The 18,835-nt window shown below is 66.1% G+C and carries 18 protein-coding genes and 1 tRNA gene; 7 read left to right on the plus strand and 12 right to left on the minus strand.

Translation table 11 applies throughout. The annotated features are described in order from the left end of the window. Positions 1 to 5: 5 nt before the first annotated feature. From ACP7EY_RS00890 to ACP7EY_RS00915, 6 genes are read right to left on the minus strand one after another with little or no spacing between them, the layout of a single operon-like run. Positions 6 to 470 (minus strand): NUDIX hydrolase, encoded by a 465-nt coding sequence (locus ACP7EY_RS00890; protein ID WP_426189504.1) that lies wholly within the window; start codon positions 468 to 470, stop codon positions 6 to 8. 4 nt (positions 471 to 474) lie between these two features. Continuing rightward, positions 475 to 2,103, minus strand: a complete 1,629-nt coding sequence (locus ACP7EY_RS00895) for an AAA family ATPase (protein WP_426189507.1) — start codon at positions 2,101 to 2,103, stop codon at positions 475 to 477. Between the two features lie 23 nt (positions 2,104 to 2,126). Next, positions 2,127 to 2,828 carry an alpha/beta hydrolase gene (locus tag ACP7EY_RS00900; RefSeq protein ID WP_426189509.1) on the minus strand — a complete coding sequence of 234 codons (702 nt, stop codon included), beginning with the start codon at positions 2,826 to 2,828 and terminating at the stop codon, positions 2,127 to 2,129. 25 nt (positions 2,829 to 2,853) lie between these two features. After that, on the minus strand, positions 2,854 to 4,518 hold the full coding sequence (locus tag ACP7EY_RS00905; protein ID WP_426189512.1) for an amidohydrolase: 1,665 nt from the start codon (positions 4,516 to 4,518) through the stop codon (positions 2,854 to 2,856). A gap of 52 nt (positions 4,519 to 4,570) precedes the next feature. Beyond that, positions 4,571 to 5,266, minus strand: a complete 696-nt coding sequence (locus ACP7EY_RS00910) for a 2OG-Fe(II) oxygenase (RefSeq protein ID WP_426189515.1) — start codon at positions 5,264 to 5,266, stop codon at positions 4,571 to 4,573. After that, entirely contained in the window at positions 5,263 to 6,444 is a 1,182-nt protein-coding gene (locus ACP7EY_RS00915; RefSeq protein WP_426189517.1) for a methylated-DNA--[protein]-cysteine S-methyltransferase, read from the minus strand. The genes ACP7EY_RS00910 and ACP7EY_RS00915 overlap by 4 nt, the downstream gene beginning before the upstream one ends. Before the next feature lie 143 nt (positions 6,445 to 6,587). Here ACP7EY_RS00915 and hutC point away from each other — a divergent pair, with 143 nt between their 5' ends. The 7 genes from hutC to ACP7EY_RS00950 all read left to right on the plus strand — a co-directional run bounded on the left by hutC (position 6,588) and on the right by ACP7EY_RS00950 (position 12,351). Continuing rightward, entirely contained in the window at positions 6,588 to 7,307 is a 720-nt protein-coding gene (hutC, locus tag ACP7EY_RS00920; protein WP_426189519.1) for a histidine utilization repressor, read from the plus strand. 241 nt (positions 7,308 to 7,548) lie between these two features. Next, the gene (trxA, locus tag ACP7EY_RS00925; RefSeq protein ID WP_426189521.1) at positions 7,549 to 7,875 is read left to right on the plus strand and encodes a thioredoxin TrxA; all 327 of its coding nucleotides are present in this window, start codon (positions 7,549 to 7,551) and stop codon (positions 7,873 to 7,875) included. A gap of 132 nt (positions 7,876 to 8,007) precedes the next feature. Beyond that, positions 8,008 to 9,270 carry a transcription termination factor Rho gene (gene rho / locus ACP7EY_RS00930; protein WP_099787178.1) on the plus strand — a complete coding sequence of 421 codons (1,263 nt, stop codon included), beginning with the start codon at positions 8,008 to 8,010 and terminating at the stop codon, positions 9,268 to 9,270. A gap of 178 nt (positions 9,271 to 9,448) precedes the next feature. Next, on the plus strand, positions 9,449 to 9,718 hold the full coding sequence (locus ACP7EY_RS00935; protein WP_426115185.1) for a type B 50S ribosomal protein L31: 270 nt from the start codon (positions 9,449 to 9,451) through the stop codon (positions 9,716 to 9,718). 99 nt (positions 9,719 to 9,817) lie between these two features. Continuing rightward, a complete protein-coding gene (locus tag ACP7EY_RS00940) occupies positions 9,818 to 11,599 on the plus strand; it encodes an ArnT family glycosyltransferase (protein WP_426189523.1) in 1,782 nt (593 codons plus the stop codon). A gap of 119 nt (positions 11,600 to 11,718) precedes the next feature. Continuing rightward, positions 11,719 to 12,201, plus strand: coding sequence for a hypothetical protein (locus tag ACP7EY_RS00945; RefSeq protein WP_426189525.1), 483 nt, complete (start codon positions 11,719 to 11,721; stop codon positions 12,199 to 12,201). Positions 12,202 to 12,266: 65 nt separating this feature from the next. Then, positions 12,267 to 12,351, plus strand: a tRNA-Leu gene (locus ACP7EY_RS00950). Positions 12,352 to 12,710: 359 nt separating this feature from the next. Here the strand turns inward: ACP7EY_RS00950 and ACP7EY_RS00955 are convergent. The 6 genes from ACP7EY_RS00955 to gmd form a co-directional block, all read right to left on the minus strand. Then, positions 12,711 to 13,628, minus strand: a complete 918-nt coding sequence (locus tag ACP7EY_RS00955) for an ornithine cyclodeaminase family protein (protein WP_426189527.1) — start codon at positions 13,626 to 13,628, stop codon at positions 12,711 to 12,713. Further along, the gene (locus tag ACP7EY_RS00960; RefSeq protein WP_426189529.1) at positions 13,625 to 14,383 is read right to left on the minus strand and encodes a substrate-binding periplasmic protein; all 759 of its coding nucleotides are present in this window, start codon (positions 14,381 to 14,383) and stop codon (positions 13,625 to 13,627) included. Before ACP7EY_RS00960 ends, ACP7EY_RS00955 begins: the two co-directional genes overlap by 4 nt. Positions 14,384 to 14,467: 84 nt before the next feature. Next, a complete protein-coding gene (locus tag ACP7EY_RS00965) occupies positions 14,468 to 15,625 on the minus strand; it encodes a glycosyltransferase family 4 protein (protein ID WP_426189531.1) in 1,158 nt (385 codons plus the stop codon). Positions 15,626 to 15,654: 29 nt separating this feature from the next. Continuing rightward, positions 15,655 to 16,788, minus strand: coding sequence for a glycosyltransferase family 4 protein (locus tag ACP7EY_RS00970; protein WP_426189533.1), 1,134 nt, complete (start codon positions 16,786 to 16,788; stop codon positions 15,655 to 15,657). Continuing rightward, positions 16,785 to 17,702: an NAD-dependent epimerase/dehydratase family protein gene (locus tag ACP7EY_RS00975; protein ID WP_426189535.1), complete on the minus strand. Its 918-nt coding sequence runs from the start codon at positions 17,700 to 17,702 to the stop codon at positions 16,785 to 16,787. Before ACP7EY_RS00975 ends, ACP7EY_RS00970 begins: the two co-directional genes overlap by 4 nt. 1 nt (position 17,703) lies before the next feature. Then, positions 17,704 to 18,747: a GDP-mannose 4,6-dehydratase gene (gene gmd, locus ACP7EY_RS00980; RefSeq protein ID WP_426189537.1), complete on the minus strand. Its 1,044-nt coding sequence runs from the start codon at positions 18,745 to 18,747 to the stop codon at positions 17,704 to 17,706. Positions 18,748 to 18,835: the final 88 nt, after the last annotated feature.

Genomic DNA, 18,835 nt, shown 5'->3' on the forward strand with positions numbered 1-18,835 from the left:
GATCGTCAAGCGCTTCGATGACGGCGTGCCAGTTCGAGCAGGCGCGACAAATCTTGCGGCCAGATGGTTTCCGCAGTTTGCGCCAGATCAAGGGTCGACCACCAGCGGTGCGTACTCATGCAGTTGCGTTCGTAGTCGGTCCAGCCGGAGAAATCGACGGCGCCGTCGCTGACGGGCACCGAAAAATAATGTTCGTCGTCGCACACGCTGGCGCCGCAATCGACCTTGAACACTTGCTGGCGCCGGGCCAGCGGCGCGCCCACGGCCGCCAGGGTGCGCACGATGCCGGTTTCCTCGCGCAGTTCGCGCACGGCGGCGGCGGCCACCGCTTCGCCCGGCTCGACCCCGCCGCCCGGGGTGGCCCAGTAGCGCAGGCCAGCGAGGGCGCCGCCCCGGTGTTCGAACAGGAACAGCAGCACCCGGCCCTGCGGGTCGGTCACCAGCAGGCGCGCGGTGGGGCGGCGGCGCATCGGTTCACGGCTGGCCGCGAAAGCGCGCGCACAGGCGGAACACGGGCTCCGACAGGGGCAGGTTTTTCGCCTTGCAGTAGCGCGTGGCCAGCTTGAGCAGCTCTTTGATGTCGCGCCCGCTGGCGTGGGGGAAGGCGCCGCTGAGCGCCTCGATCAGCTCGTCCGTGAGGGCCGCGCCGAACTGCTCGCCCAGCAGCTTCCACAGGCGCAGCGCGTCGTCCTGCGTCGGCGTCTCGTAGCAGATGGTGGCGATGCAGCGCGACAGGATGGCGTCGTCGACGTCGCCGCTGCGGTTGGTGGTCATGAACAGCAGGCCGTCGAAATACTCGAGCGTGCGCAGGAACTCGGCGACGATGGCGTTGTGTTCGAGGTCGTTGTCGCGCCGGCGGATGTACACGTCGGCTTCGTCGAGCAGGATGATGGCCTGCCAGCGCATGGCGCGGTGCAAGATGCCCGTCAGGGTGGCGCCCACCGAGGCCGCCGTTGTTCCCAGCTGGCCCGAGTGGACACGGTACAGGGGTTTGCCCACCACCTCGGCGTAGATTTCGGCAGTGAGGGTCTTGCCCAGGCCCGGCGCGCCCTGGCACAGGATGGTGGTGCCGCCCGATTTACCGGGCACCACGTCTTCCGTAAAAACGTCCAGGTTCGCCGTGAGAATGTCGATCAGGTCGCGGTGGTGGCTGGGCAGCACCAGCTTGTCGCGCAAGGCGGGCCGGTACTGGTAGGGCTGCAGGTGCTGCACGTGGACCCGGATGGCGCGGTGCCATTCGAGATGGAACAGGTGGATATAGCAGTGCAGCGGGATGCGCTCGAAGCCCTCGCCGATGCCGGCGGCGCGCCAGAAATCGGCGTCGCTGGCGGTGTCGAAGCGGCGCTCGAGCAGTGCTTCGTCGTTGACGCAGCGGGCGCCGCCCGGGGCGGCGATGCGACGCAGTTGCAGCTGGCCCCTGGCGCCGTCGTCCTCGACAAAGCCGCCGTGGCGGGCGACGAACTGGGCCCCGAAGCGGGGCTGGTAGCGCACGAACAGCGCGGCGTGGCCCTCGTATTCGCGCTTGAATTCGGCGCATTCCTTGTAAAAGCCGAATTCGGCCAGCAGCGCCGGAATGCTGCGGTTGACGATATCGTGGCGGTTGATCACCAGCGAGTACGACATGCCGGAACGGCGCTGGGCGGGGTCGGTGTGCGCCGCGTTGGCCGCGTCCATGGTATTGGCCAGCAGGTCCACCACCACGTAGGGGCGGCCCTGGTCGGGCTCGACGTAACGCAGGCGCTGCACCAGCCAGGGCAGCAGGGTGCCGTCCTTGTTGCGGCGGTACAGCCAGCCGTCGATCAGGTCGCGCGCCAGGTAGGCCACCAGGCCCGGCACCAGCTGGTCGAGGGCGGGGATGGGGCGCGCCTGCGGGGCGTTATAGATGTTATCGAGCGCCAGCATCTGGAACATCAGCGCGCGCTCGTTGCCCGTTTTGCTCAGGGCGTACAGGGTGTTGAGGGCGGCGGCGTCGAACAGGGCGCTGGGCACGACGATGTCGCCGTGGCAGGCGCCAAATTCGCCCAGCCGGCGCGCCAGCGGCGAGTCGGCCGCGATGGCGCCCAGCAGGGGCTTGACGAGCGATTCGGGGATCTCAAAGTCCATGCGCGGTCCTGATCGGCTAACGGTTAATGGTCCAGGTAAAAGTCGACGGCCAGTGCCACGATGGGCGGCGCGATCACGTGCAGGCCGTTGAACTCGACATAGCGCACGTCGTAACCGGCCGCCTGCAGGCTGGCCGCGTTGGCGCGCCCGCTGGTGGCGATCGGCAGTTGTTCGTCGACCAGGCCATGGGCGATGAACACGCGCGGCGCCCCGTGCTGGCGGAAGATATTCATGAAGCCGCCGGAAAAAGCGATCACGTGGCTGACCACGTCGCCATTGGTGATGCCGGTCGAGAGGGCGTAACTGGCGCCGTCGGAAAAGCCGGCGAAGGCCAGCCGCGCCACGTCGATGCGGTAGTGCTGCGCCACCAGCCGCAGCGCCGCCTGCAGGCGCGCCAGGTCGGGGCCGTGGCCGCCGATGACGATGTCCCAGGTGGCAAACGTGGCGTGCGGCGCGAGCACCAGGAACTGGCCCCGCTCGGCGTGTTCTTCGATAAACGGCAGCACCTTTTCGGGGAAGCCGCCGGCGCCGTGGAAGAACACCAGCAGGGGCACGGGGGCGTCAATGCGCAGGCCGGCGGGGACGAACAGCACGGCGTCGCGCCCGGCGGACAGGCCCAGCCGATGGCGCCCCGGCGCCAGCGCGCCAGCGGCGGGATCGATGGCGGCAAGCGCGGCGGCGCTGAGCGTCATGCGCCCCAGCAGGGAGGGATCGAGCTCGAGCATGATGGCTTTCTCCTTGTTGCCAGCCTTATTTTTTCAAAAATACCTGCTTGCCCGCCACCCAGGTCTGCAGCACGCCGATCTTGCCGATGTCGGCCGGCGCGATCGTAAACAGGTCGCGGTCGATGACGATGAAGTCGGCCCACTTGCCCGCTTCGAGCGAGCCGACCTGGTTTTCCTGGTGGCCGGCGAAAGCGGCGTCCAGGGTGAAGCAGCGGAACGCCTCGGGCAAGGTCATCGCCTGCTCCTTGTGCCAGCCACCGGCGGGCACACCGGCGCCGTTCTGGCGGGTGACGGCGGCGTGGATGCCGTAGAAGGGATTGGGCGACTCGACGGGGAAATCGGAGCCGCAGGCGATGCGCGAGCCCTGCTTGAGGAAGGTGCGCCAGGCGTAGGCGCCCTTGATGCGCTCGGCGCCCACGCGCTGCTCGGCCATGTTCATGTCCGAGGTGGCGTGGGTCGGCTGCATCGAGGGGATCACGCCGGCCTGGCGAAAGCGGGCAATGTCGGGCAAGGCCACCACCTGCGCGTGTTCGATGCGGTGACGCAGGCCGCTGGTGGCGGTCTTGCCGATCAGTTCCTGGTAGCCGTCGAGTATCTGGCGGTTGCCGGCGTCGCCGATGGCGTGCACATTGACCTGGTAGCCCTTCTTCATGGCCTTTTCCATCATGGCGCGCATCTGGGCGTCGCTCTTGAACAGCAGGCCGTGCGAGGTCGGCTCGTCGCTGTAGGGGGCGATCAGGGCGGCGCCGCGGCTGCCCAGCGCGCCGTCCGAGTACAGCTTGACGGCGCGCAGCGCGTACATGTCGTTGGCGTAGGTTTTCAGGGGGCCTTTGGCGGCCAGCACGTCGAAGTCGCGCTCGGTGCCGCCGATCATGGCGTAGACGCGGGCGCTCAGTTTGCCGTTGTCGGCGTAGTCGCGGTAGAGGGCGTCGCTGGCCACATCGATGCCGGCGTCGTGCACGGTGGTCAGGCCGACGCGGGCGATTTCCGCCAGTGCGCGCTCGAGCACCAGCCGGGCCTGGGCTTCGCTCTGGGGCGGCAGCACTTTTTCGACCAGTTCCTTGGCCGCGTCGACCAGGATGCCGGTGGCATTGCCGGCGCTGTCGCGGATGATCTTGCCGCCCACCGGATCGGCGGTGGCCTTGGTGATGCCGGCCAGTTTCAGCGCGGCGCTGTTGGCCCAGCCGGCGTGGCCATCGACCCGCTCGAGCCAGACGGGGCGCCGGGGCACGACCTTGTCAAGTTCGGCCGCGGTGGGGAAGCGGCCCAGCTTCCACACTTCCTGGTTCCAGCCCCGTCCCCGCAGCCAGGCGCTGTCGTCGCCCGGATTGGCGCGCGCGTAGGCGGCCGTCGCCTTGAGGGCGTCGGCCAGGTTGACGCTGGCCGACAGGTCAAGCTCGGTGAGCATCTGGCCCAGGCCGAACACGTGGCCGTGGGCGTCGATCAGGCCCGGCAGCACGGTCTGGCCCTGCAGGTCGATGTGGCGCGCGCCTGGCGCCCTGGCCGCCACCTGGGCGGCGCTGCCGACCGAGATGATGCGGCCGGCGTCGTCGAACGCGAGCGAGCTGAAACGCACCAGTTCATTCTTGCTGTTGAGGGTGTAACCGTTGGCGCGGTCAAGGACGGTGGCCGCATGGGCGGCCGACAGCAATGCCAGCGGGGCAAGGACAAACAGGGGCATCAGGCGCATCGAATCATCTCCAGGTAGCGGGCGCGGCAGCGCGAACTCAGAGTGTACCCGCCTACGCGGCGTCGTGAAAGATGATCCCGAGCGTGTGGCGCGCGCCGCTGCGAATGCGGCTCACGCCATGGCGCATCGCCACCCGGTACGGCCCGCGCGCACCGTTGACGGGGCGCAGATTGACGGGAAAGATCACCGCGTCGCCCCGCTCCAGCGGCACCACCTCGACGCGCGACTGCATGCGCGGGCGCTGCTCGGTGAGCACCAGTTCGCCGCCGGTAAAATCGCTGCCCGGCTGCGACAGCAGCACCACCAGCTGGAGCGGAAACAGCTGCTCGCCATACAGGTCCTGGTGCAGGCAGTTGTAGTCGCCTTCCCCGTACTGCAACAGCAAGGGGGTGGGGCGGCGCTGGCCGGCCGCGTGGCAGCGGGCGATCAAGCCCGCGTGCGCGGCGGGAAAGCGGCTGTCGATGCCCAGGGCGGCGTGCCAGTCGTTGGCGATCGCCGCCAGCGGCCCATACAACTGCTCGCGCAGGCGCGCCACCAGGTCCGGCAGCGGATAGGCAAAATACTGGTACTCGCCGCGGCCAAAGCCGTGGCGCTCCATCACCACCCGGCTGCGAAACAGGGCGCGTTCGGCATAGCTGGCGGCAAGCGCGGCGCAGGCGGCGGCGTCGAGCAGTGCGGGCACGACGGCGCAACCGTGGGCGTCGAGCCGTTCACGAATGGCATCCCAGTCCAGCGCGGCGGGCGTCATGGCGCCGCTGGCACGGGCACGGGCACGGCCTGGGCCGCTTCGCGCTCGAGCAGGGCAGCCTTGCGTTCGACGCCCCAGCGGTAGCCGGACATGGACCCATCCTGGCGCACCACCCGGTGGCAGGGAATGGCCACGGCGAGCGGGTTGGCGGCGCAGGCGCCGGCGATGGCGCGGGCGCCGCCGGCCACGCCGAGCCGCTCGGCCAGCGCGCCATAGCTGACCGTCTCGCCGCCAGGAATGGCACGCAAGGCCTGCCAGACGCGCTGCTGGAAGGCGGTGCCGCGCACATCGAGCGGCAGGTCCAGGCCCAGGCCGGGCTGCTCGACCAGGCCGACCACGCGGGCGACGATGGCCTCGAAGTGGCCGTCCGCGCCGCGCAGTTCGGCGCGGGGAAAGCGGTCCTGCAGGTCGCGCACCAGCACGTCCGGGTCGTCGCCCATGAGAATGGCGCAGATGCCGATCTCGCTCGCCGCCACCAGGATCGCCCCCAGCGAGCACGCGCCGATGGCAAACACCATGCTGGCACCGGCGCCACCGGCCCGGTACGCCGCCGGCCGCATGCCCAGAATGGCATCGGCGCCCGCATAAAACCGCCCGCTCGACTGGTAGCCGGCGGCGTAGATGGCATCGGTCACCGAGCCCGCTTGCGTCAGCGCCTGCTGCACCCGGCGGGTCCTGGCGGCGGCCGCGTAGGCCTTCGGGGTGATGCCCGTGTGGGCCTTGAAGATGCGGTGAAAGTGAAAGCGGCTCATGGCGCCGGCGGCGGCGATGGCCTCGAGGTCGAGCACCGCGTCGGCGGCGGCGCTGTCGATCATGCGGCAGGCGGCGGCGATGGCCTCGAGGTCGAGCACCGCGTCGGCGGCGGCGCTGTCGATCATGCGGCAGGCGGCGGCGACGGCGGCGGCGTGGCGTTCGGCCAGCGGCGGCTGGTCCGGCTTGCAGCGCAGGCAGGGCCGGAAGCCCGCCGCCAGCGCCGCGCTCACGCTGGCGTGAAAGGCGACGTTGCGGCGCAGGGGTGGCCGGGCGCCGCACGAGGGCCGGCAAAACACCCCCGTGCTGGCTACCGAATACCAGAAGCGCCCGTCCATGCGGGCGTCGCGCCGCAATACGCCAGCCCAGCAGGCGTCGGCGTCGGTGGCGTCGGTCTTATATAGTGTGTCGTCGATCATGCGGTCCATGGCGCTCTCCTTGTCCGGTACCAGCGCAGGATGGACCGTCGCGCGCCGTGCCGCACCCCGGGTCTTGCTTTTGAATTCAAATGCTAGAATCGGCCCCATTCGGCCCCGTCGCGGCGTGCCGCCGTTTCACCCCGGAGAGTAGTGTGGATCACCCGAACGCGCAAGAGAGCACCCCGATTTTCCAGCGCATCAAGGATTACCTCGTTGCCGAGATCGCCGCCGGCCGCTGGAAAGAGGGCGAGGTGGTGCCGTCCGAGCAGGCGCTGGTGCGCCAGTTCGGCGTCTCGCGCATGACCGTCAACCGCGCCGTGCGCGAGCTGACGGCCGAGCAGGTGCTGACGCGCCGCCAGGGCTCGGGCACCTTCGTGGCGCCGAAAAAATACCAGGCGACGCTGGTGGAAATCAAGAGTATCGCCGAAGAAATCCGCGCCCGCGGCCACGTCCACGCCAGCCGCCTGCACCTGCTGGCCGAAGAGCGCGCCAGCGAGGCGCTGGCGCGCCGCTTCGCGCTGGCCGCCGGCAGCGCGCTGTTTCACTCCGTCATCGTCCACTTTGAAAATGGCAAACCCATCCAGGTCGAGGACCGCTGGGTCAATCCGGCCAGCGCGCCCGCCTATTTGCAGCAGGATTACGCCCGCATCACCCCGAATGAGCACCTGATGCAGGCGGCGCCCCTGCAAGGGGCCAGCTACAGCATCGAGGCGCTGGCCGCGCCCAAAGAGGTGGCGCAGATGCTGGCGATCGACGCCAACGCCAGTTGCCTGGTGCTCAAGCGCACCACCACTTCGGGCGGCAGCGTGGCCTCGGTGGTGACGATGTGGCACCCGGGCGATCTGTACCAGTACACGGGCAGCGTGGCTTGAGCGGTTTTACATAAACTTCAACTTTTGTGCGGCGCCCCGCCCCCCAAGTAAAAAATCGGTTATTATTTCTATCAATATCCCGCCCGACGCCTCTTCCTCTTCCCCCACTTATTGAATTCGCGTGTTTCGTCGCCACCATAAGTGTTGCAATTACGTTGACACAACGTGTGCAAAATCAGAAGCTGGACGGCCCACCGCCAGGCATAATTTTCACCTTACCCTCGATTGAGGAAAAAATAACATGAGCGAAAATATCAAACACATTACCGACGCATCCTTCGAAGCCGACGTCCTCAAATCCGAGCGTCCGGTGCTGGTTGACTTCTGGGCGGAGTGGTGCGGTCCCTGCAAGGCCATCGGTCCCATCCTGGAAGAAGTGGCCAAGGAATACGACGGCAAGATCCTGATCGCCAAGATGGACGTCGACGCCAACCAGGCCGTACCGGCCAAGTTCGGCATCCGCGGCATCCCCACCCTGATTTTGTTCAAGAACGGTGTCGCTGCGGCGCAAAAAGTCGGCGCCCTGGCCAAAGGCCAATTGACCTCGTTCATCGACAGCAACATCTGATATGATGACGCGATTCCGGCGCGCCCGCGTCGGAATCTGATGTGGACGGGTGTGGCGCACTCGCCTGCCTCCCCTTGATCAACCCACGTAGTTCCCTCCCCTACCTTACTTTCCCGTCACGGGACTCAACACATGCACTTATCTGAACTGAAGGCAATGCACGTCTCGGCACTTCTCGAGATGGCAATTGGCCTCGACATCGACAACGCGGCCCGCTTGCGCAAACAGGAACTGATGTTTGCGATCCTGAAAAAGCGCGCAAAGTCCGGTGAACAAATTTTTGGCGACGGCGCCCTCGAAGTGCTGCCGGACGGCTTCGGCTTCCTGCGCTCGCCCGACGCCTCCTACATGGCCTCGACGGACGACATCTATATCTCGCCGTCGCAGATCCGCCGCTTCAACCTGCACACCGGCGACTCGATCGAAGGCGAAGTGCGCACCCCGAAAGACGGCGAGCGCTACTTTGCACTGGTCAAGGTCGACAAGGTCAACGGCGAGTCGCCCGAAGCGTCGAAGCACCGCATCCTGTTCGAGAACCTGACCCCGCTGCACCCGAACGAGCCCTTGCGCCTCGAGCGCGAAATGATGGGCCAGGAAAACATCACGGGCCGCATCATCGACCTGATCGCACCGATTGGCAAGGGCCAGCGCGGCCTGCTGGTGGCGTCGCCCAAATCGGGTAAATCGGTCATCCTGCAGCACATGGCGCACGCGATCACCGCGAACCATCCTGACTGCACCCTGATCGTCCTGCTGATCGACGAGCGCCCGGAAGAAGTGACGGAAATGCAGCGCTCGGTGCGCGGCGAAGTGGTCGCCTCCACGTTCGATGAGCCCGCCACCCGCCACGTGCAGGTCGCCGAGATGGTGCTGGAAAAAGCCAAGCGCCTGGTCGAAATGAAAAAAGACGTGGTGATCCTGCTCGACTCGATCACCCGCCTGGCGCGCGCTTACAACACCGTCATCCCTGCCTCCGGCAAGGTGCTCACCGGTGGTGTCGACGCCAACGCCCTGCAGCGCCCGAAACGCTTCTTCGGCGCCGCCCGAAACATCGAAGAAGGCGGCTCGCTGACCATCATCGCCACCGCCCTGATCGAAACCGGTTCGCGCATGGACGACGTGATTTTCGAGGAATTCAAGGGCACCGGCAACATGGAAGTCCACCTCGAGCGCCGCCTGGCCGAGAAGCGGGTCTATCCGGCAATCAACCTGAACAAATCGGGTACCCGCCGCGAAGAACTGCTGATCAAGCCCGACCAGCTGCAAAAAATCTGGATTCTGCGCAAGTTGCTGTACTCGATGGACGAGATCGAAGCGATGGAGTTCATCCTCGACAAGATGAAGGCGACCAAGAACAACAATGAATTTTTTGACTTGATGCGCCGCGGCGGCTAAACCCGCTCGCCAATACAAGGACACTGCGGTGTCCTTTTTTTTGGTGACTGCACCGCGAAATGCTTGTACAATCGCGGGTTGCAGTATTTAACCCCCAGGCAAGTGAGCGGCAATCGGGTCACGAGGCAAGACGATCGACGAAGTGCTGTTTGGCTACCGACACTAATGAGGCAAGACCATGCGTAAAGATATCCACCCAGATTACCGCGATGTTGTGTTCCACGACGTCTCCTGCGACTTCAAATTCGTCTCCCGCTCGACCATCCAGACCCGTGACAAAATTACCCACGACGGTAAAGAGTACCCACTGGTGAAGATCGAGGTCTCGGCTGAATCGCACCCGTTCTACACCGGCAAGCACAAGATCGTCGACACCGCCGGCCGCGTCGAGAAATTCCGCCAGAAATTCGGCACCGTCGGTTCGAAAACCGCAGTCGCCAACGGCTAAGTTGTTACAAGCCGATAAAAAAAGCAGCTACGGCTGCTTTTTTTTCGCGGATACTACGCACTATCAGAAATCTGGGCCGTGCCCGCCACCTAATTGCCGATGAAGCCAGTCCGCCTCCCTGCCGCCGCCACCCTCGCCCTGCCCCGCTGGGCCGTTTTCGGCCTCGGCCTGCTGTACATCCTGCCGGGCCTGATCGGGCGCGATCCATGGAAGGACGATGCGGCCAGTTTCGGCATCATGTGGACCATGGCGCATGGCGGCCTGAACGACTGGCTGCTGCCCAATATCGCCGGCCTGGCGGTGCCCGACGAGGGCCCGCTGGCATTCTGGCTGGGCGCGCTGTGCATCAAGCTGTTCGGCTGGCTGCTGGGCGACGTCATGGCCGCGCGCGTGTCGACTATCGGCATTTTCGTGATCGGCGCGCTGTCGGTCTGGTACGCCAGCTTTCACCTGGGCCGGCGCGCCGACGCCCAGCCCCTGCGCCTGGCCTTCGGCGGCCAGCCCGAACCGAACGACTACGGCCGCACCCTGGCCGACACCGCCCTGCTGATCTACCTGGGCTGCCTGGGCCTGCTGCTGCACAGCCACGAGACGCTGGCGGTGACCTTGCAGGGCTCGCTGCTGGCCTTCTTCGTCTACCGCGCCACCCGCTACGTGGAGGCGGCCAGCAGCGGCAATGCCATGCTGGTCGGGGTCGCGCTGGGCGGCCTGACCTTGACGCGTGGCTGGCTGCCGCCCGCGGTGCTGCTGCTGGCGCTGTTTTTCTGCACCCGTTTCCTCAACATCGCCGCCGCCATCACCCTGCGCGACATGGCGGTGGCGGCCCTGGTGGCCCTGCTGCTGTCCCTGCTGTGGATCGTGCCGGCGACCGTGCTGCAACCCTACGGCGCCTCGCCGGTGGCGGGCTGGCTGGCCTGGAACGCCAGCCAGATGGGCTTACCCAACTGGCACTCGCTCAAATACCTGTGCCGCGTCGGCATGTGGTTTTTCTGGCCCGCCTGGCCGTTCGCGCTGTGGGCGATCTACGCCTGGCGCCGCCAGCACCACCTGCTGCACATCGTCGTGCCGCTCAGCTTTGTCGGTGCGCTGACGCTGCTGGTGCTGTGCGATCCGGCGCCGGAAAACGGCGACCTGCTCAAGCTGCTGGCGCCCCTGTCGATCATGGCCGCGTTCGGCCTGCCGGCGATGAAACGGGGCGCCATCAATGCCATCGACTGGTTTTCGGTGATGGTGCTGACCATGATTGCCATCGGCGTGTGGGTGTTCTGGCTGGGCATGATGACGGGCTGGCCGGCGCAGTTTTCGCGCAACGCGACCAGGCTGCTGCCCGACTTCCATCCCCAGTTCGAGCTGGCCGGCTTCGTGGTGGCCGCTTGCGCCACCATCGGCTGGTTCTTCCTCGTGCACTGGCGCATTTCGCGCCACCCGGCCGTGCTGTGGCGCGCGGTGGTGCTGTCTTCGGGCGGCCTGATCCTGTTCTGGGTCCTGCTGATGACCTTGATGCTGCCGGCGCTCAACTACGGCAAGAGCTACCGCAGCGTGGCGCAGCAGATCGCCGCCCACTTGCCGGCAGGGGGCGGCTGCATCATCACCAATGTCGCGCCGGCCCAGCGCGCGTCGTTCGCCTATTTTGGCGGTCTCGATTTTGCCGGCCTGCGGCACCAGCAGTGCCAGCTGTTGCTGCTGCAAGACAGCATCCACCTGGGCGACGACGGCGAGATCGAACAGGCCTTCCGCGGCCGCCAGTGGGCGCCCTTGTGGGAAGGGCGCCGCGCCATCGACCGCGACGAGCGTTTCCGCCTGTACCGCCGGGTCGATGCGCCCGCCGGCGAAGTGCTGCCCGTGCTGCGGCCGTCGACGGCCAGGCTGGCGCCGCACTGACGGGCGCCGGCGCACGCCGAGCCGGGCGGATTGCTCACGCCGCTTGAGAAATATCAATTCGCCATCGTCATTGGCGTCGAGAATGAAACCTTCGTTGTCACTGTTCGAAGGAGCGCGCCATGAAAAGCGTATCGCTGTCGCAGGTCGTCCGCGCGCAGTCGCCGTACCGGCTGGCCAGCCCCGTGCAGTCGTGGCGCGAACTGGTGGCGCTGACGCTGACCTTGTCGGCGGGCCTGGCGCTGCTCACGGTGCTCCTGATGATGTTCGACCCTCTCGCCCCGGCTGCCTGGATCGTGATCCCGGTGCTGCTGGGCGGCTCGCTGCCCTTGTTTGCCGCCTTGCCCGGCCAGTTCGATGTCGTCACCCGCTTCGACGCCAGCCATCTGCTCGGCACACTCGATGCGAGCCTGGGCGACATGGGCTATCGGCCCGCCGCGAGTGCGAGCGCGGACGCGGGCGCCGCCACCCGCTGCTACCAGCGCCCCGCCGGCCTGTTCCACTGGAAAGAGCGCACCATCTCGCTGTCCGTCCAGCAGCACGCCATCACCGTCGGCGGCCCGCTGCCAGCCCTGCGCCAGCTCAAACATCGGCTGGCACCATAAAACCCTCGTTTTCTGCGCTCGCCTCGTCTATAATGCGTGGCTTGCGTTTGACGTGCTGTAATGCTGCCCGGATGGTGGAACTGGTAGACACAGCAGACTCAAAATCTGCCGCTTCGCGGCGTGCCGGTTCGATTCCGGCTCTGGGCACCATAACCTCACGTTACCAAGCGCTAAGTAGTATCAAAACCCGCCCTTCTCATAGGACAGCGGGTTTTTTTACGTCTTACGCTGTTGCATTAAAGGTCATGGTATATCATCGTTTGGAGGGTACTTTTGTTGGTACCTGCAAAATCTGCCAAAGCAGATACCAACACGAAGGCCAATATGCCACTGATCGATACCTTCCTGCGCAACGTAAAACACAGCGGCGCACCTGCTGGCGACAAGCACACTGACGGCCAGGGGATGCACCTGCTGGCACCAGCCTTTGAACGCACAGTCTGTACTTGCTTGTATCAAATACCCGCCCAGCGCTCAGCCCGGCGGGTTTTTTGTTGCCCGCGATTTTATCAGTCCTGTTTCACCACCAGCATCGCCGCCGCCAGGTCTTCCAGTGCGCTGCCGACCGATTTGAACACCGTCTTCTCGCGGGCGTCGCGGCGCCCGCCCCGCTCGCCCCGGCACAGTTGCGCCAGGGTGCCGCGGATGTCCGCTTCGCCGAACACGCCACGCGCCATCGGGCCCAGCAAGTCGCCCGCCTTTTGCAGCGCTTCGGCCGTGTCGACGTAAATGCCGGCGCCGGCAAAACAGGCGTCGTCCGCTTCCACCATCTGCGGCGTAAAACCGCCGATCAGGTCGAGGTGGCTGCCCGGCGGCAGCCAGTCGCCGTGGATCAGGGGCGCGCTCGACAGGGTGGCGCAACTGACGATGTCGGCCCGCCGCACCGCCCCTTGCAGATCGGTCACGCTGTGCGCCGCCAGGCCCTGCGCGCGCAGCGCCGCCGCCAGCGTGGCGGCGGCCTCGGGCTTGCGGCTCCACAGCTCGATCTGGCGCAGCGGCAGCACCGCGCTGTAGGCGTGGGCCAGCAGGCTGGCCACGCGGCCCGCGCCCACCACAAGCAGGCGCGTGGCGTCGGCGCGCGCCAGGTGGCGCGCCGCCAGCGCGGAGGCGGCGGCGGTGCGGCGTGACGTGATTTCATTGCCGTCGATCGACGCCAGCGGCGCGCCGGTGGCGGCGTCGTACAGCACGTAAGTGGAAAACAGGCCGGGCAAGCCCCGTGCGCTGTTGTCAGGGAAGATATTGACCGTCTTGATGCCCAGATAGCGCTGCTGCCAGGCCGGCATGATCAGGCTGGTGCCCAGCTCGCCGATGCGGTGGACGTGGCGTGGCGGCACCGTGCAGCCCTCGACAAACAGGGCGTCGAGGGCGTCGATCAGGGCATCGAAGGGCAAGGCCGCGCGGGTGGCGGCGGCGTCGAAATACTTCATGGCCGGGGACGCTGCACGTCCACCCATTTTTCGTATTTCAGGTCGATGCGGCGCATGGTGCCATCGCGGTTCATGGCCTTCACGGCCGTGTTCATGCGGGCCACCAGCGACGCCGGCACGCCCCGGTTGCACGCCAGGTAGACGCTCACCTTGTTGAACGTGAGGACAGGCACGATCTTGCTGGCCCAGTCAAAATGCTGCAGGGCGGCATGACCACGCTTGAGGCCGGCCGCCCACAGGTCGATGCGGTCCATCAGCAGCTTGTCGGGATTGAGCAGGTCGTTGGGGGCCGGATCGACCTGGAAGCCGCGCGCGCGCAGATAACTGTCGCGCACGTCGCCATTGTAGGTGCCGATGCGCAGCGGGCGGGCGTCTTCCAGGGTGCGCAGGTGGTAGACGCGGTCGGCGCGGCCCAGCAATACCCACTCGGCCTCGTCGGTCGGGCCGACCCAGCGAAACAGCGCTTCGCGCTCGGGCGTGCGGGTGGTGGAAAACAGGCACGCATCGGGGCGGCGCTGCAGTTCCAGGTAGGCCCGTTTCCACGGCAACAGTTCCATGCTGTAGGCCGTGCCCGTCCGGGCCATGATGTCGGCGACTTTTTCGGTGCCACTGCCCACCACTTGTTGGCCGTCCAACATGCTGATCGGGGGCGATGATTCCGTCATCAGGTACAACTGCGGCGGCGCGGTCGCGGCCATGCAGCCCAGTGTCGCACTGCCCAGGCATACCGTCAGCACCGCTGTGTTCCACCCCATTGCCATCCCCATTTGGCGCCGGGCAAGCGCCCGCTGGCCCAAGCATAGCAGTATTGCAGGCGGTGAAGCGTCTGGCACCATCGCCTACTGCTCGCGCGCCACCCCGTGCCGGGCCACGGCGGCGTCCGCATGGCGCGTCACCAGTTCCCGGTACAGCGCCATGTAGTTGCTGGCCATGCGTTCGGCGGTGAACAGTGTGGTGTAGCGCTCGGCAGCGCGCCGGCCCATGGCGTGGGCGCGCGCGGGATCGTTCCACAAGCTCACCATGGCATCCCGGAAGGCCATGGCGTCGCTGGGTGGCACCACCAGTCCCGTTTCGTCATGCACATTGATGTAGGACGTGCCGGTGCCGATTTCGCTGGATATGAGCGGTTTGCCGTACATGGCCCCCTCCAGCAGGGAAATGCCGAACGCTTCCGAGCGCAGGTGCGAGGGAAACACCATGGCGTAGCACAAGGTCAGCAGGGCCACCTTGTCGGCATCGTCGAGAAAGCCCAGAAACAGCACATGGGTCAGGCCCAGCCGCAAGGCATGCGCCTTCAGTTCGGCTTCGATGGGGCCGGCGCCGACGATGACCACCGGGTAGTCCAGGTCAGCCACGGCGTCGAGCAGGATGTGCAGTCCCTTGTAATAGCGCAGCACCCCCACGAACAGAAAAAACTTCGTGCCCACCACGGCGCGCCACTTGTCCAGCAAGGCAGCGTCCGGCGCCGGATAGGTCGATTGATCGAGCCCGTAGGTAATGACACGGGTCTTGTCGCGGTAACGGTCCAGCACCGTCGAGGTGGCCAGGTAATTGGGCGACGTTGCCACGATCGTGTCCACGCTTTGCAGAAACTTGCGCTTGAGCGGGGTGTACAGGCGCAACAGGGTGCGTTGGCGCACGATATCGGAGTGGTAGGTCAGCACCGTCGGCTTGTTGATGCCGGCAATAAAGTGGACCAGGTCCATGAAGGGCCACGGAAAATGGTAGTGAACAACATCGGCCTGCGCCGCAAGGCGCTTGAGTTCGCCAAAGGCGGCCACGGCCATGCCGGTCGAGGCGATATTCAGGTCGCGATGGACGCGGTGGATGGTGTGGCCCTCGAACGCAATGGGCGCCAGATCGTCGCTGGCGGTCAGGGTCAGCACGTCGTTGCGGGCGCCGATGCGCCCCGTGCCCACGCAAATTTGCCGGATGACCTGTTCCACGCCCCCCATCGAGTCGGGAAAATAGTCTTTATAGAAATGAAGTATACGCATGTGTTTGCCCGTTGGTGCGCCGCTGCGTGTCAGCGCGATAAAACCTGGTGATAGACGGCGGCGGTCTGGCGCGCCGCTGCGCGCCAGGTCAGGACGGCCGCGCGCTCGAGACCGGCGGCAATGCAGCGCGCGCGCAAGGCAGGTTCATCGAGCAGGGCGCGCATCGCGGCGGCCATCGCGCCCACGTCGCGGGGATCGACTTCGAGGGCCGCGCCAGCGCTGACCTCGGGCAAGGAGGAACTGTTCGACGTCACCACCGGCACGCCGGCGCCCATCGCTTCGACCACGGGAATGCCGAAGCCTTCGTACAGGGACGGAAAGACGAACACGGCGGCGCCGGCATACACGTGGCGCAAGGCCCTGTGCTCGGTCAGCGCATCGAGCCAGACGATGTGCTCGCCCCGTTCACGGGCGCCGGCCAGGCGCCGCACCGTCGCTTCGCTGCGCGCGCCGGCGGCGCCGACCAGCACCAGTTGGTGGGCGGCGCGGATGGCCGCCGGCAGCGATTCCCACGCATCGATGAGGCGGTCGACATTCTTGCGGGGCTGCAAAGTGCCGACAAACAAAAAATACCCTGCCCGCAAGCCGTTGGCGGCCAGGGTGGCGCGCACCGCGGCCGGATCGGGGGGCGTCTGCCAGTCGTCGTCGATGCCGCAGGGCACCACGCTGATCCGGGTGGGGTCGATGCCGAAACACGACACCAGTTCATCGACGGCAAAATGGGACAGGGCGATGACATGGTCGGCCTTGCGGCTGGCGCTGCGCTGCAGCCAGTTTTTGAGGCTGCGCAGGCGCGGATTGCACCACTCGGGATGGCTGATCGGCAAAGCGTCGTGCAAACTGGCGACCTGCGGACAGTCCATCCGCACCAGCCGATAATCGGGCGCATGAAAGATATCGACCGGCATGTGCATGCGGTGTACGGCGGGCGTGAGCAAGTCGCGCAGGGTGGCCGCTTCGAACGATTGCGGCAGCGCCTGGCCAACCGTGACGGCAGCGCCGTCGGCGCCCCAGCGCGGGTAGGAAAATCCCGTCACGTGGCAGCCGGCGTCGGGCAGGTGACGGCGCAGCGCCGTCGTGTAGACGCCAATGCCGTCCTGGCGCCCACCGTTGAACAAGGGCTCGATCATGGTGGTGCCCAGACCGACGCGCAACACACTCACGCTTCGACCATCCAGCGCAAGGTGGTGGCCAGCGGCACGGCGTCGATGGGACCGATCGCCTCGATCAGTTTGGCATTGCTGCCGGCCAGGGTCAGCACATCGTTGGCGCGCACGAAGGCGGGGTTGACGCTCACCGCGATGCGGTAGCCGGCGATGTCGGCGAGCAGGTCGAGCGCGCCTTGCAAGGACACGGACTGGCCCGAACAAATATTGTAGACCTGGCCCGGCTGCCCCGTCTCGAGCAGGCGCTGGTAGCAGGTCGCCACCGTGCGCACGTCGGAGAAATCGCGGGCAATGGCCAACTGGCCCAGTTCGATGGCAGGCGCGCGGCGGCGGACATGGTCGACCATTTTCGCCAGCAGAAACCGCGCGTCCTGGCCCACGCCCGTGTAATTGAACGGCCGCACGATCACGATCGGCAGGCGGTCCATCCACAGCCGCGCCATGTATTCCATGGCCAGCTTGGAGACGGCGTAGTCGTTGGCCGGCGCCGGCGCCTGGCTTTCGGTGATCAGGCCGACGTCGGCATTGCCGTAGATATTCGCCGACGACGCCAGCACGACCTTTGAACAGCGGTGGGGCGCGGCGGCAAGGGCAGCCAGCAGATTGCGGGTGGCGCCGATATTGACGCGGTAGATGACATCGACATCGGCATGCGCCACGAAGGAAATGGCGGCAAGGTGGACGACGACGTCGGGCTGCACCTGCGCCACCACGGCGCCCACGGCGGCGGCGTCAGCGAGGTCGACGGCGAACTGGTCGATGCCGGCCGGCTGATCGGCACGCACGGTACCGAACACCCGGTAGCCGGCTTGCTTGAGCGCATTGACAACGTAGACGCCCGTAAAACCGCTCACGCCAGTGACCAGGGCCCGCTTGCCGGCGCCGGCGCCGGGGGCGGAAAGGGCCGCCATATCAGAAGGAAAAGCCGGCTTTGTTGCGGCGCAAATCGGCCTCGACCATCATGGCGGCCAACTGCTCGAGCGTGGTGCTGGGCTCCCAGCCCAGCACCTTGCGCGCCTTGGCCGGATCGCCGATGAGCAATTCGACTTCCGCCGGGCGGTAGAACTTCGGACTGATGCGCACGAGCTGCTTGCCGCTGCGGGCGCAGAAGCCGCCCTCGTCCTCGGCCTTGCCACGCCACTCGATGGCCACATCGGCGGCCTCGAAGGCGATCCGGACGAAGTCGCGCACGGTCTCGGTGCGGTTGGTCGCCAGCACGAAGGTGTCGGCTTGCTCGGCCTGCAAGATGCGCCACATGCCTTCGACGTATTCCTTGGCGTAGCCCCAGTCGCGCTTGGCGTCGAGGTTGCCCAGTTCCAGCACGTCCTGTTTGCCCAGCACGATCTTGGCGACCGTGTCGGTGATTTTGCGGGTGACGAATTCACGGCCCCGCAGCGGCGACTCGTGGTTGAACAGGATGCCGGAGGCGCCGAAAATACCGTAGGACTCGCGGTAATTGATGGTCATCCAGTGGGCGTACAGCTTGGCCACGCCATACGGGCTGCGCGGATAGAAGGGGGTATCTTCCACCTGGGGAATGGCTTGCACCTTGCCGAACATTTCCGACGTCGATGCCTGGTAAAAGCGCGCGCCCGGTTTGACCACGCGGATCGCTTCGAGCAGGTGCACGGCGCCCAGGCCCGTGATGGCGGCGGTGGCCAGCGGCTGATCGAAGGAGACGCCGACAAAACTCTGGGCCGCCAGGTTATAGACCTCGTCGGGATCGCAGCGCTCGATCAGGCGGATCGACGAGGACAGGTCGGTCAGGTCATATTCGACCAGGTCGAGTTGCGGATGCGGGTGAATGCCGAGCTCTTCGATACGCCAGAAATTAACCGAGCTGGAGCGGCGGTAGGTTCCCGTGACAGCGTAGCCTTTTTCCAACAATAACTGTGCAAGGTAGGCGCCGTCTTGGCCGGTGATGCCGGTGATCAGGGCTTTTTTTCTTGTTTGCATGGTTAGATTCGAAATAATATCGATTAATTAACTAATTGGCTATTATTATAGCAGGGATGCATTACCTAAAAGAAACTAATGCATTAAA

This window comes from Massilia sp. DWR3-1-1, assembly GCF_049898325.1.
In the GTDB taxonomy this organism is placed as follows: Bacteria; Pseudomonadota; Gammaproteobacteria; order Burkholderiales; family Burkholderiaceae_D; genus JAFCUW01.